Here is a 13,413-nt window from a genome sequence, read left to right as displayed (position 1 = left end):
CGGTCGTCCCTCACGCGGATTCGGCCACGTATCCGTCACGTAGCGTCCGCCCCGCGGAAGGAGTGTTGCATGACTGAGATCGCGATCATCGGCGGCGGCGCGGCGGGAGCAGCGGTGTTCGGCGCCCTGCTCCGGCACGTCAGCCATGCGGGTATCCATTGGATCACCGGTCCTTCCGCGACTGGCCGCGGCGTAGCCTATGCCACCAACGACGAGTGGCATCTGCTCAACGTGCGCGCTGCAGGTATGGGACTGTATCCCGACCAGGGCGAGGAATTCGTGCAGTACGCCGAGCGCCGGCTGGGTGACGTGCAAGGCGCGGATTTCCTGCCACGCCATCTCTTCGGCGACTTCATCGAGTATCAGTTGCAGAATCGCATCGAGACGGCACATCGGCAGGGCCGGCACTTCACAATCTACACGCAGGAAGCATTGCACATCGAATCCAGCCAGGGCGGCTACCGCGTATGCCTAGCCGACGGAACCGGCGTGGAAGCCGATATCGTGGTGCTGGCGCTCGGTGCGCTGGCACCACGCCCGCTGCGTGCAGTCAACTCCGACGCATTGGTTAGTGGAGCCTACGAACTCGATCCGTGGCGCCTGCCTCAACGTGTGGAGGCGCCGCATCGGTTGCTGGTAATCGGTACCGGCCTTACCGCCGCCGACACGCTGCTGTCGGCGGCGCATCGTTGGCCACGTGCAGAACTGGTCGCCGTCTCGCGGCATGGCCTGTTGCCGTTCATGCATCCATCGCTGCCGGCGGCGCCTTACCCGCTGCAGCAGGGTCTCAATGATGTGCTGCTGGCCTGTTCGGGGACGGCGTCAATGCTGAAATGCGTGCGGACCGCCTGGCACGCATCGCCGCAGACCGACTGGCGCAGCGTGATCGACGGCATGCGCCCGATCAATGCACGACTGTGGCAGCACCTGACACTGGCACAACGCAAGCAGTTCTTGCGCCACCTGCGCTGGCTATGGGAAGCGGCGCGCCACCGCACTGCGCCGCAGACGGCAGAGACCCTGCAACAGCTGCTCGATGAAGGACGGTTGCAGGTACACGCGGCGCGCGTGTTGGCCGTGGGTGGCCGCGGGCCGCTCGACGTCACCGTGCGTGCCCGCACCAGCCAGCTCCAATCCACCCTGCAGGCCGACCTGGTGGTGCAAGCCACCGGGCTGGACACCGCAGCCGCCTATGCCGAGCACACGCTACTGTCACATCTTCTGCAGGACGGCCTTGCCGTGGCCGACCCATTGCAGCTCGGCGTGACGGCCCGGCCCGATGGTCGTCTGCTCAATGCACACGGCGAAGTACAGCCGGGCCTCTATGCGATCGGCTCGCTGCTACGCGGCAACCTGTGGGAGTGCACGGCAATGCCGGAAATCCGTGCTGCCGCACACGTGCTGTCTCAGACACTGGCCTCGGGGCCAGTGACAACCTTCTCGCCAGCCACCAATCCAGGGCCAGCCCAGCGCGAGGACGGCAGTGGAACTGGACACCTTTGCACGGCTGTGCTGGTTCAACCACCGGCGGATGCTTTCGTCGACCAGCGCTCGACCATCGGCTGAAATCGAAGCCACCTCTCCGATAACTTGGCCTAATCGCTCTGCTTCGGCGCCCACCCCGACTGGGAGCAGGTGCCGAGAATGGTGTGACTCCCACTCGTTCGAAGCATTGACATCGGTTGATTGCTGGCGTCGAGCAGCTTGCCTGCAGGGGAATATCCGCTGTCCTCCTCAATGCCCAAACTGCGTCAACCAGGTAACTGCCTCTTTCGACAACGCATGGGTGTTGCCATAAATGTCTCGCTCGACATTTTGTCGGATGAGGATGTGCGCCAGCTCGACAACTCCTGCTCCTCCACACTGCAGCCGTGCGCGGCATGCCTGGGACAGTGGAAGGTATTCGCTCAGAGCGCCGTGTAGCAGGCGCTCGACTCCCGATGGATCCGGCACGTCCATGAGCAATGTCGCGGCGGCACTGACAGCGGGATGGGCATGTGCGGTACGACGTTCCATCGCGAGCGGCAACCGGACGTGCAATCGCTCCAGGACCAGAAATGCCCGGACCAATGCGAGCCGGCTTCGCACATTGATCGGTTCCTCGTCGAGCAGATCCCACCCAGCCACCAGGATGGCGGAGGCGCCTGCGTCGCCCAGATCGGCCAGCGCGTCACGCGCCACACGTTCAAGCACATCGTCGCGCAGCATTGCCACGAAGTCGGGGGCAAGCAATGCCGAGCCATGCCGGCCGGCTGCCGCAACCGCGGCCGGTAACCGTTCCGATTGCACGCCGAATGCAATGTCGATGGATCGCTCGGGATAATCGCGTTCCGCCAGTCGTTCAAGCACCATGTTTTTTACCTGATACTCGGCCTCGTGCTGGCTCGCCGGAAGCCCGTGAAGCCGGCTGCCATGCAGCACATCACGCAGGCCGGCGAGTGCGGCCGGCGATGAAAGGCGTGCGAGCATGGCAGCCGCAAACAGCCGCCCTTGTGGATTCGCCTGCGGCCCCTCCGCCAGGTAGCGGCACAACGGTTCGATGGCATCCGTACCCGCGCAAGCGATGCATTCGGCGGCTACGGCGTGATTCGCGTAATCGTCGATGATCCAACGGAACGCCCGCGCCGCCTCTTCTGGAGAGGCACGCCGGGCGATGATCTCGGCCTGTTGCCACGGGCAATGGTGTACCGAAAGGCCGAGATCGACGAGGCATCTGGGACAGAAAAACGCAGGCATGGGTCCATGCAATCCGGCCTCGACCAAGATGCTTGTCGAGGCATTGCAGGAGTCATCAGCCCCAGGGCGGTCGCAGGCGGACTCCATCGCCCATGCAGCCATATTCTAGCGCGCGCTCCACCGCTCCGAAGGCGGCCGAACGGACCGCTTGATTTTCACGTGGCCACACGATTAACGTCTGGCGCAGGAGATGGCATTCTCCTCGAACCGCCGCAAGGCTGATGATGCCTACCGATCGGGTTGTTCCCGCGGGCGGTGTCTTGTGTCCTCCCCTCGGAACGGCCTGCCCTTCACCGCCTAGCGGTGGCATGCGCACGCCACCGGAAGCGATCTTCCTGCCATTGCCGGCAGGCCTATCGGGGAGGTTCCATGAAAGGTTGCTCGCTGCGTTTCTACATGCACGAAAACCAGAAGCACCGCGGCATGCTCCTTTACGAATGGCTGATCGAACAGGCCAAGAAGCAAGGCATCCACGGTGGGTCCGTGTTCAAGGCGATCGCTGGTTACGGGCGTCATGGAGTGTTGCACGAACAGCATTTCTTCGAGCTTGCCGGCGAGAACACCGTGCTCGTGGAATTCATCCTTGGTGACGATGAAACCGGAGTCATGCTCAAGATCGTTCAACAGGATGGCGCCCCGCTGTTCTGGGCGAAATTTCCCGCCGAGTTTGGCATCGTCCACGCCACCGACTCTGCCTTGTGACACAACCTATCCACGATGAACCGCCTCGTATCCTTTGCAGTCATCGCGTGAAAGGCACGAATGCCACTAAGGAGGCTCTCCTGCCGATACTGCTGACGGACCTTCGTCCAGCAGGATATGGAGGCGTGCCAGGTCCTCACGGATCGCAGTCTGGTCAGTACGCGCGCCATCGGTGGCGAGAACCACCCCACCAACGGATTGGCGCAAGGACTCGCAGGTCCGGGTCAGCCATTCCTTGAGTTCCTGTGCATAGGCGAGAAACGTCTGCTGTAAAGGAAACTGCATGTCCTGGCGCAAGCGTTGCCGCAGCCGATACCGGCGCCACGGCGGGGGACCGCGTACGGTATAGCGCTGTGGCGAAGCGTCCGGCAATGCGGCAAGCACGAACGGTGGGGCGCCGCGCAGGCTCGCCGGCCATTGGCCGTCATCCGCCTGGCGGTTGACGGCCTGCAGGCGCGCCACCATATCGCGCACGACCTGATCGGCCAGTTGGCTGGCCAGGGCGACAACCTGTCCGGCGATATCCGATGCATCCGCCATGGCCAGCGGTAGCGCGTCGTTGAGCACCACTGCAGCCCCGTGCTGCCCCAGCTCGCTGCACAGGTTGCGCAATGCAGTTTCGGCATCCGACAGCGCGGCGAGGGCCGCCCCGCTACCTTGTCGCGCCGTTGTCTCCGTCGCGGCTGGGCTTTCGTGCAATGCCTGTTCCAGCGTCACGCAAACGCGGCGCGCCAGTTGGTCCAGGCGTTGCGCGGCGCGCTCCCCGCTCCGGGCGGCACACTGCGCCAGCACCGGTCGCAGCACGGTATCGCGCCAGTGCCGCATTGCCCCGGAATGCGCAGGTGCCACGCTGACGTCGGCCACGCGAATCGGCTCACCCAGCGCCTCGGAAAGGGAACGTTGGACATAGTCCCGCTGTTGCTCCAGCGCGTCGGCCGCCACGGTATCGGCCTTGGTCAGCAGCACCAGCAGAGATGCGTGCGCCTGCTGCAGGGCTCGGGCGAGGTCCGCATCCTGCATGGATAGGGTGGCCGAGGCGTCGATCGTGATGATGCCGAGATCGCAGCGTGGCAGGTAGGTCAACGCGTGTGCGGACGCCGTCGCATGCAGCGAACCCAGTCCCGGCGTATCGGTAAGCACGATGCCGCCATGCAGGATGTCCGCCGGCGCTTCGATGGTGACCTCGCGTAAACGGCGCCGGTTGCCGGCATTACCGCTTTCGGCGATGTACTGCGGCAGGACCGCCGCGGTGATCTCCTCGACATGGCCTTCTAGATCGATGGCGCGGATGCGCAAGGCATCGCCATGCCGGACGCGCGTGACCACCGCCGTGACCGGCACCGCGCCCACCGGCAGCAGCGGCTGTTCGAGCAGGGCGTTGACGAGCGACGACTTGCCGCTGCTGACCCGCCCCAGCAGCGCCACTTCGACCCGGTCGCTCTCCTGCCCTTCCAGCAGGTTGCGGACGGTACCGCGCAGTTCCAGCAACTGGTGCCGCTCGATCGCCTCGGTCAACGCCACCAACAAGGCGTCGTCGCGGCGGCTTTCCGGTATGGCCAGGGGCTGGCGCCGCAGCTCGTGGGTGATGTCGTCAAGCAGCAGGCCGAGTTCGGCCGCCAATGCCCGACAATCCTGTTCGCCCTGCGCGTCCAGTTCGCCGTAGCCGCGTACATAGCGTGGACGCAGCTCGAACACCGCGTTGCGGGCCATGCTCATGCGCGTCTGAAACCCCCAGGACGCGTCGACGGCCGGCAACGAGGCTTGCTGCGCGATCGACTGCGCATCCATGAAGCGGCGCATGAGCGAGCGCAGGCGCGCCAGATGCGTCCGCAGCACGGCGATGCGCGCGGCGTCGGGATAGTCCGCATAGCGCGGGAACAGCGCGGCGGGATCGTCGCCTTCCAGCATCGCGATGCCATCCTGTACCTCGTGTTCGACGTGGGCCAGCAGGCTGCGGATGTAGTGGCAATGGTTGCTCGTCAGCATAGGCCCGGATCAGATCAGCGCCACGGCGAGGATCAGCACCAGCAGCAGGCCGACCAGGCCGAGGTAGATGTTCATGTTGCCCGACTGCAGGGCTCCGAGTTTCTGCGCAAGCCATTGCACGCAGCGCGTCGGGCCACGGAACACCGCGGCCTCGAACAGCGGCGACACGTCGGCACGGTGATGTACCTGCCGCACGAAATAGGGGCTGCCGCTGTGCTCGTGCCGGACCTCGCTCGCGGGACGATAGACGAAGCTGTAGAACGTGCGCATCGCGTTGGAGAAGGTCAGCGCGGTGGTCGTTCCCCGCGGCGGCGGCGCGCAGCCCCCGTACCACACCGGGGCGCGACGCCCGTGCAGGCGCCAGCGCGCCCGCAGCAGCAGGGCCAGCGGCAGCAGCGCCAGCAATGGGCAGACGACCACCAGCAGGGTCGGCGAAATGAAGGCGAACGTATCCGTCAGCGGCACCAGGATCGGACCGTTGTGCAACGCGGCGCTGCCCTGTCCGGCGAAATGGCTCGCCATGGCGCCGTCCAGCCCCTGCAACCACCACGGCATGCCGACCGCCAGCGCCAGTACGAGCAGCCCGAGCAGGCCGCACGACCAGGCATGACTGCGCTCGACGCCCGGCGCCGCATCGTTCGACGATGGCCGGCCCAGCGTTCCCAGGCCGACCAGCTTGACGAAGGTGGCGAACGCGATGGCCGCCGTCAGCGCCATGCCGGCGCCGGCCAGCGCCAGGGTCAGGCGCCCGGCCAGGCCGTCCAGATGGAAACCCTGGAACAGCGTCTGGAACGTATACCACTCGCTGACGAAGCCCGCCTGCGGCGGCATCGCCGCCAGGCTCATGCCGGCGAACACAACGCCAAGGCCGTAGAGCCACGGGCTCCGACGCAGCAGACCGTGCTGGCTCACCGCATAGCTTCCCGTCGCGTGGAAAGCGCCGTCCGCCGCCAGCATCAGCGCGCCCTTCGCCAGGGCATGCCCGGCCAGGTGCAGCAATGCCACCACGAACCCCAGCGAAGCCAGCGCCAGCAGGCCTTCGCCGCGGAACACCTGGACGGCGCCCAGCAGGGTGATCGCAATGGCGGCGTTCTCGGCCGAGGAGAAGGCGAGCAGGCGCCGCCAGTCGTCTTCCTGGAACGCATAGAGCACGGCCAGGATCGCGCTCGATACGCCCGCGATCACCGTGACGATCGCCAGCAGGCCGCCGCCTGGCAGCCACAGCGTGAAGGCGCGCTCCAGCGCGAAGAATGCCGCGTTCAGCACGATGCCGGAGAGTAGCGCGCCACTGGCGCCACTGCCCTGCCCGTAGGCGCCGGGATACCACTCGTAGAACGGCAGCAAACCGAGTTTGGCGCCGAAGCCGATCAGCAACAGCACGCCGATCCACAAGGCATGGCCGTGCGCATGTGGCGACAACACATTGTCGAACGCGGCGAAATCGAGACTGCCCGCCGCATGGGCGAGCATCAGCATGGCCGCCAGCAGCGCCACCGCACCGACCTCCAGCAGGGCCAGCATGAACAACAGATGGCGTCCGTTGCGCATCGTGCCGAGCCGCTCGCCGATCAGCAGCACGGCGCCGCCGAGGCTCATCACCTCCCAGGCCACCAGGAAGCCCGTCACGTCCTGCAAGCCGAAACAGCCCAGTGCGCCGAGCATGCTCAGGCCGGCACCCGCCACCCAGCTGCGCCAGTTCCGCGAGGGCGTGCCCAAAGCCGTCGCAAAGAACGCGGCGATGGCGCCGAACAGCAGCAGCCACAACGCGTCCGGCGCGAGCTGGAAACGGCTACCGATCACGCCGGGCCAGGTCGCGATCGGCCACGGCATGCCGCCGGGCAATTGCCACAGCGCGACCAGGACCACAACGGCCGCACCTGCCGCCAGCGCGGCGCGCGCAAGCGCACGGCCGCGCCCCGCGCAGCCCAGCACGATCGCCAGCAACCACAGTATCGGGGCCAGCAGGATCCAGCGGTCAGGGCTCATGGATACGACCTCCATGCACCCGCTGCGGCTTGCGCTCGAGCAAAAGCAGCAGGGCCTCGATGATGGCGGCCGGATTCGGCGCGCAACCCGGCAACCAGACATCCACCGGCAACACGCCGTCCAGTCCCTTGCCGCTGGCGTAGGTGTCGCCGCAGACACCGCCGCTCACCGCGCAGGTGCCGCACGCGAGCACGCGCCGCGGCTCGGGCATCGCCTGCCACGTCGCGAGCAGGGGCTCGTGCATCGCCGCCGTCACGGTGCCGGTGACCAGCAACAGGTCCGCCGCGCGCGGCGATGCGGTGAAGAAGATACCCAGCCGGTGCAGGTTGTAGAACGGGTTGTTGAGCGCCTGCAGCTCCGACTCGCAACCGTTGCATGAACCGGCATCGACGTGGCGGACATGCAGGCTGCCGCGGAAGCTCTTCTCGATGCGCGACGCGAGCCGCTTCGCGGCCGGCGCGGAGGGTTCGAGCTCCCAACGCAGATCGTCGCGATCGCGCACGCCGAACGCCCACGCGTCGCTGGTCTGCAAGGTGCCCGACGGGCACGCTTCCACGCACAACTGGCAGGCGATGCAGCGTCCGTAGTCGAGCGCAGCCAGGTGGCCGCGGTCATCGAGCCCGATCGCCCGCGTGGGGCACGCCTGCTCGCAGCGCCGGCAATCGTCGTGACAGGGTTCGGCGGCGATCCGTGGCATGCCGAACGTGCCGTGCTGGCCATGGTCGCCGTCGGCATGCAGCGGCCAGTCCGTGCTGGCGGCACCCTGGAGCAGACCTCGAAGCGTCCACAAGGCCATGACAGTCTCCTAGCGGTCGCAACCGGCAATGGTGAGGCCGAAGCTGGCCTCGTTGATCGCGTAATCCATCATATTGCTGCCGTTGACAGTGAACGGGAACGCGCGCCAGTTGGAAAACGAGGGCGACTTGATCTTCACCCGTGCCAGGCGCCCATCGGCATCGATATGTACGGCGTAGTACAGCGAGCCGCGTGGCGACTCCGCCCAGCCCAAGCCGCAACGCGACGGCCGCACGGCACACGTTGCCCGCACCTCGCCGGGCTGCAACTGCGGAAGCAGCAACTCGATCAGGTCGAAACTGACGCGCACCTCGGCGGTCCGCACCCGCGCCCGCGCCCAGGCATCGCCCTCTTCCGCCAGCGGCACGGCGACGGGGAGCCCAGCATAGGCCGCGTACGGATGGTCGCGTCGCAGGTCGCGGTCGAGGCCCGACGCGCGCTCCACCGGCCCGGTGGCGCCCTGGTCGAAGGCGACCGCGCGGGTCAGCACGCCGGTGGTAATGAGGCGGTCCAGATAACTGGTGGTGCGTTCGAGCTGGCGCAGGTACGACTCGACTTCGCCGCGCAGGCGGCCAAGCGTGCCCGCCAGGTCGGCAGGCAGGTCGAGGTCGCGGCGCAGCCCGCCGGGCACCAGCACATTGCGCATGAAACGCTGGCCACTCAGGCGGCCGGCCAGTTGTTTGAGCCTTTCCTCCAGCAGGCGCCCTTCGGCCTGCCCTGCCTTCAGCGTGGTGGCATCGGCCAGCGCGCCGAAATAATGCAGATGGTTGTAGAGGCGCTCCAGTTCGGCCAGCAGCACGCGCAACTGCCTGGCTCGCGCTGGAACTTCGCAGTCGGCGGCATCCTCCACCGCCTGGCAATACGCCAGGGCGTGCGCCACGCTGCCCACGCCCGACACGCGTTCGGCCAGCACGCACCCGGCCAGCGGATCGTCGCCTTCGAAGCGCGTTTCCATGCCGCGATGCTTGAAGAACAGGCGTGGCCGGTAATGCATGATCGCCTCGCCCAGGTAGAAGAACAGGAACTGCGCCGACTCCACCACGTCGGCGCGCACCGGCCCGAACCCGAGCAACTGCACCTGCGGGTCGCCCACCTCCGGCAGCACCAGTGGCGCGCGCAACGCCGGGTTGGGCGTCCCATCGGCTGCATCGCGCGCGGCGCCGTCGATCACCAGCGGGTACGGCTCGGGGTGTCCGTCGAAGCAGAGGCCGTACAGATCCTGCATTTCGCGCTCGTACCAACCCAGCAGCGGCGCATGCAGCGCGAGGCTCGGCAAGCGTGCCTCGATGACGGGACACTGCCAGACTTCCAGTCGATGTGGCCCCGGCGCCGCCAGATAGCGCACTTCCGTCGTGCCGGGTCGGGGATGCCAAGCGTACGCCATCTGCATGCGTCCGCCGTCGGCGAGCAGGGACTGCAGGCGCCCGACCAGCGCGTCCGGTGTGACATGGAGGTACTCGACGCGCTCGCTCACGGGCCGGCTCCCAGCGCACTGGCAATGATGCGGAACAGCGCCGTCCACGAGGCGGGCCACCACAATCCGAGCAACAACAGCGGCACCAGCGGCAAGGCCATCGGCAGCACGCGCCATGCCGCATGCCAGCGCACGGATTCGTCGGCCAGGTGATTCGCCGGCGCACGGGCAGGTGCAGCCAGATACATCACGCGGAAATGGTTCAGGAACCCCACGAAGATCACGATCAGCAACACCAGCATGACGATGGCCGCCCACAGGTACGGCGTCGCCCAGCCGGCGCGTAGTACCGTGAACTCGCTGAGGAACAGGCCGAACGGCGGCGCGCCGGTGATCGCCACCGCGCCGCACAGCCAGAGCGCGCCGGATACCGGGAACACCCGCCAGACCCCGCGCATGTCGGCGATACGCTTGCTGCCGTAGCGATGCATCGCATTGCCCGCGCCGAAGAACAGCAGCGGCTTGGCCAGCGAATGGTTGATCATGTGGTACAGCGCCCCGGCGACGCCGAGCGGGCCGCCGAAGCCGAAGCCCAGTGCCAGCACACCCATGTGCTCCACGCTCGAATACGCCATCAGCCGCTTGATCTGTGTCTGCCGCACGATGAACAGCGCGCCCACCAGCAGCGACAGCACGCCCAGCACGACCAGGGCGGTGTGCGGCAATGCGCCCTGTCCGGCGGCATCCGTCGCCGCGAGGAAACGCACGATGCCGAGCATCGCCGTGTTGAGCAGCGCGCCGGACAGCATCGCCGACACCGGCGCCGGGCCTTCGCTGTGCGCGTCCGGCAGCCAGGTGTGCATCGGCGCCAGGCCCACCTTGGTGCCGTAGCCGATCAGGGTGAGCAGGAAGCCGAGCTTCAGCAGCACCGGCGGCATGTGCGGCGCGGCTTGCACCAGCGATGCCCAGGTCAGCCGGTAGGTTTCGCCATAGACGAAGGTGCCGCCCCAATACAGCAGGGTGGTGCCCAACAGCGCCAGGCTGATGCCCGACGACACCACGATGATGTACTTCCAGGCGGCCTCCATGCTCTCGGCATTGCGCTCGAAACCAACCAGGAAGGTGCTGACCAGGGTGGTCAGCTCGATCGCGATCCAGTACACGCCGATGCTGTTGACCAGCGGCGCGGCCAGCATGGTCAGCGCAAAGCCGGCCAGCAGCGCGTAGAACAGCGGCAGCTGCGTCTGCCGGTGCACATCGCGGCGCATGTAGCCGATGGCGTAGATCGAGGACAGCAGGTACACCACCGCCACGCACATCGCCACCCACGCGCCGAGCGGATCGACGATCAGGTAGCCGCCCAACAGGGTCGCCGGCAGCCCGGCGGCGAACGGTAGCGGCGCCGCGATCAGCAGCGTCGCCACGCTGGCGGCGAGGTTGAGGTACTCGCTGAAGCGCGGGCGGCGCACGGCCAGTCCCAGCACCACCACCAGCAGCGGCGCCAGCAACAGGATGAGGACGCGCAACCCCAGGCTCATCCGGTCAGCCTACGCAATTCGTGGCTGCTGGTACTGCCGATATGGGCCAGCAGGTAGCTCACCAGCACGCCGAAGCACGCCACCGCCACCAGCAGGTCGAACAGCAGCACCAGTTCGATCATCAGCGGCATGCCGGGCACCAGGATCTGCGTGCCGAGGAAGATGCCGTTCTCCAGCACCAGGATGCCGAGGATCTGGCTGATCGCCTCGTGCCGCAGGGTCAGCATCAGGAAGCCGATCAGCTTCATCGAGAACATCACCGTCAGCGCCAGCACCACCACGGTGGAGGCGATACCGAGATCCGCGGCGATGCGCATGCCCACCACCAGCGCGAAGATCACCGCCGCCGCGCCGATCACCAGGCTGGTCGAAGTGCTGAGGATCACGTGCAGCTCGCGCGCGGTGCGCAGCCGACGCAAGATGCGCAGGATCAGCCACGGCAGCACGATGCCGCGGAACAGCACGGTCAGCAGGGCCACCCAGTACAACTCGCGATAGCCGCCGTAGTAGCCGATCAGGGCCGACAGCAGGCCGATCAGCCACGACTGCGCGGCGAACGCCAGCATGTAGTCCTTGAGCCAGCGCGAGCCGAGCATCACGAATGCCAGCAGCAGGCTGGCGATCGCCAGCAGGCTGAACAGCGAGGCGGCCAGCGGATCGAGGTGGGCTGCGAGCATGGCGTTCACCGGATCTGGTTCGCGACGATGGCCAGCACGGCCAGCAGGAAGGCGGCGGCCAGCGGCTCCTGGTAGCGGTAGAAGCGCAATCGCGCCTGCGCCGTCTCCACCGCGATCACCGCGCAGCCGACGATGCCGAACTTGACCAGGATGGCCAGCACGGCTCCGGCGAGGCCCAGGGCCGAGCCCAGCTTCGACAGGCCCCACGGCAGTACCAGCACGTGGCAGAAGATCGTGTAGAGGATGAATTGCTTCATCATCCCCGACCACTTCAGCAGGCCCAGCAACGGTCCGGAATACTCCAGCACGCGGGCCTCCTCGATCATGTACACCTCGATATGGGTGCTCGAATGGATCGGCAGGCGATCGGTCTCGGCCAGCAGCAGCACGAAGAACGCGGCCACCAGGAACAGGTGCGTGGGCCCCCAGTAGATCGCCGGTTCGGCCACCAGCAGGTGGTTGGCCACGAACGGCAGCATCGAGTGCGCCATCAGGGTGATGCCGACGAACACCAGGATCAGCGTCGGCTCGGCGAGGATGGTGATCATCACCGTGCGGCTGGCGCCTACGCCGCCGTAGGCGCTGCCCGAGTCGAGCGCCGCCAGATTGACGAAGAAGGTGCCTACCGTGAGCACCAGACCGCCACCCAGGATGTCGCCCATGTCCGACAGCGGCAGCGGGAAATTGGTCAGCACCGGGATCAGCAACGGCACCGTCAGCATCGCGGTGAACGCGACGATAGGCGCCGTCCAGAAGATCCAGCTGGCGGTCTCCGGCACCACCAGCTGCTTGCGGAACAGCTTGCGCAGGTCACGGTATGGCTGCAGCAACGACGGTCCGCGCGCACGCTGTACCCGCTCCTCGCCGCGGAGGATGAAGCCTTGCAGCAGCGGCGAAAGCGCTGCCACCGTGACCACCTGCGCTATCTGGTCGAGAATGTCGCGCAGCATGGCGGCGCGTCAGCGCGACAGGCGGCGATTCGGGGCGCTTGTCGAACCGGCCCGCCGCGGTCGCACCGCGACGTGGCGCAAGATGCCGCTGGCGCGCTGCCGCGCCGCGAGCATGGCGGCGATCAGGATGGGAAGACACAAGGCAATACAGGTCATGGGCGGCTCCCGGAAGGGTCGCGATCGATACCTGTAGGAGTCATCAGCCCTGTGGGCGGTCAAAGGTGAACTCCATCACCCTGCGTCGCAACTTAGCACGCGTCCGGGCGGGGTTGGAATACCCGCCCGGACGCCTGCCGTCTTGTGTATCGGCCGGACCGTGCAATGGCCGTGAAGCCGTCCGCGTTGCTTTCCCACCATGTCCTGCGTGACCGTCGGAACAGGGAGATGGCATGCCTCCTGTCGACGAACCACTACAACGTTTCCTGACGCACCCCGAAGTCGCCATTGCCGGTCTGGCAGTCCATATGGCCAATGCGCCTCGGCTTGATGCGCGGCAGGGCCTGGGGTAATGTTGATCGCGGGAGATGGCATTCCTCCCTGCATGACCCAACCGCCGCAAGGCTAATGATGCCTACCAACGACGCGCTTCGGTGACGAAGCTTTTGGTAGGCGTGGCTTTCCTCCGAAAA

The 13,413-nt window shown here is 66.7% G+C and carries 11 protein-coding genes and 4 riboswitches; of the genes, 2 read left to right on the top strand and 9 right to left on the bottom strand.

The window, feature by feature from the left end; all coding sequences use genetic code 11:
* Positions 1 to 69 precede the first annotated feature (69 nt).
* Positions 70 to 1,566, top strand: a complete 1,497-nt coding sequence (locus ABQJ54_RS01460) for an FAD/NAD(P)-binding protein (protein ID WP_367852506.1) — start codon at positions 70 to 72, stop codon at positions 1,564 to 1,566.
* Positions 1,567 to 1,734: 168 nt separating this feature from the next.
* On the opposite strand, the gene ABQJ54_RS01455 is transcribed toward ABQJ54_RS01460, so the two are convergent.
* Positions 1,735 to 2,736: a hypothetical protein gene (locus ABQJ54_RS01455; protein WP_367852505.1), complete on the bottom strand. Its 1,002-nt coding sequence runs from the start codon at positions 2,734 to 2,736 to the stop codon at positions 1,735 to 1,737.
* Positions 2,737 to 2,775: 39 nt separating this feature from the next.
* Positions 2,776 to 2,836, bottom strand: a riboswitch (Fluoride riboswitch).
* A 77-nt stretch (positions 2,837 to 2,913) separates the two neighbouring features.
* Positions 2,914 to 2,974, top strand: a riboswitch (Fluoride riboswitch).
* Positions 2,975 to 3,105: 131 nt separating this feature from the next.
* Between ABQJ54_RS01455 and ABQJ54_RS01450 the strand changes: the two genes are divergently transcribed.
* Positions 3,106 to 3,438 carry a DUF190 domain-containing protein gene (locus tag ABQJ54_RS01450; RefSeq protein WP_367852504.1) on the top strand — a complete coding sequence of 111 codons (333 nt, stop codon included), beginning with the start codon at positions 3,106 to 3,108 and terminating at the stop codon, positions 3,436 to 3,438.
* Between the two features lie 66 nt (positions 3,439 to 3,504).
* Here the strand turns inward: ABQJ54_RS01450 and ABQJ54_RS01445 are convergent, their stop codons facing one another.
* The 8 genes from ABQJ54_RS01445 to ABQJ54_RS01410 all read right to left on the bottom strand — a co-directional run bounded on the left by ABQJ54_RS01445 (position 3,505) and on the right by ABQJ54_RS01410 (position 12,940).
* The gene (locus tag ABQJ54_RS01445; RefSeq protein WP_367852503.1) at positions 3,505 to 5,346 is read right to left on the bottom strand and encodes a dynamin family protein; all 1,842 of its coding nucleotides are present in this window, start codon (positions 5,344 to 5,346) and stop codon (positions 3,505 to 3,507) included.
* Positions 5,347 to 5,433: 87 nt separating this feature from the next.
* On the bottom strand, positions 5,434 to 7,410 hold the full coding sequence (locus tag ABQJ54_RS01440) for a proton-conducting transporter transmembrane domain-containing protein (RefSeq protein ID WP_367852502.1): 1,977 nt from the start codon (positions 7,408 to 7,410) through the stop codon (positions 5,434 to 5,436).
* Entirely contained in the window at positions 7,400 to 8,107 is a 708-nt protein-coding gene (locus ABQJ54_RS01435; RefSeq protein WP_367852501.1) for an NADH-quinone oxidoreductase subunit B family protein, read from the bottom strand. The genes ABQJ54_RS01440 and ABQJ54_RS01435 overlap by 11 nt, the downstream gene beginning before the upstream one ends.
* A gap of 108 nt (positions 8,108 to 8,215) precedes the next feature.
* On the bottom strand, positions 8,216 to 9,679 hold the full coding sequence (locus ABQJ54_RS01430; protein ID WP_367852500.1) for an NADH-quinone oxidoreductase subunit D-related protein: 1,464 nt from the start codon (positions 9,677 to 9,679) through the stop codon (positions 8,216 to 8,218).
* Complete coding sequence (locus ABQJ54_RS01425) at positions 9,676 to 11,145, bottom strand: proton-conducting transporter transmembrane domain-containing protein (protein WP_367852499.1); 1,470 nt, start codon at positions 11,143 to 11,145, stop codon at positions 9,676 to 9,678. The genes ABQJ54_RS01430 and ABQJ54_RS01425 overlap by 4 nt, the downstream gene beginning before the upstream one ends.
* A gap of 8 nt (positions 11,146 to 11,153) precedes the next feature.
* Positions 11,154 to 11,834 (bottom strand): hypothetical protein, encoded by a 681-nt coding sequence (locus ABQJ54_RS01420; RefSeq protein ID WP_367852498.1) that lies wholly within the window; start codon positions 11,832 to 11,834, stop codon positions 11,154 to 11,156.
* A gap of 5 nt (positions 11,835 to 11,839) precedes the next feature.
* Positions 11,840 to 12,784 (bottom strand): respiratory chain complex I subunit 1 family protein, encoded by a 945-nt coding sequence (locus ABQJ54_RS01415; protein WP_367852497.1) that lies wholly within the window; start codon positions 12,782 to 12,784, stop codon positions 11,840 to 11,842.
* A 9-nt stretch (positions 12,785 to 12,793) separates the two neighbouring features.
* Positions 12,794 to 12,940 (bottom strand): hypothetical protein, encoded by a 147-nt coding sequence (locus ABQJ54_RS01410; RefSeq protein WP_367852496.1) that lies wholly within the window; start codon positions 12,938 to 12,940, stop codon positions 12,794 to 12,796.
* Between the two features lie 27 nt (positions 12,941 to 12,967).
* Positions 12,968 to 13,029, bottom strand: a riboswitch (Fluoride riboswitch).
* Positions 13,030 to 13,295: 266 nt separating this feature from the next.
* Positions 13,296 to 13,365, top strand: a riboswitch (Fluoride riboswitch).
* The last annotated feature ends 48 nt before the right edge of the window (positions 13,366 to 13,413 follow it).

The organism is Rhodanobacter lycopersici (assembly GCF_040812335.1).
Classification (GTDB): domain Bacteria; phylum Pseudomonadota; class Gammaproteobacteria; order Xanthomonadales; family Rhodanobacteraceae; genus Rhodanobacter_A; species Rhodanobacter_A lycopersici.
Note: the sequence above shows the minus strand (reverse complement) of the source record. Positions and strands in the feature narration are given on the sequence as shown.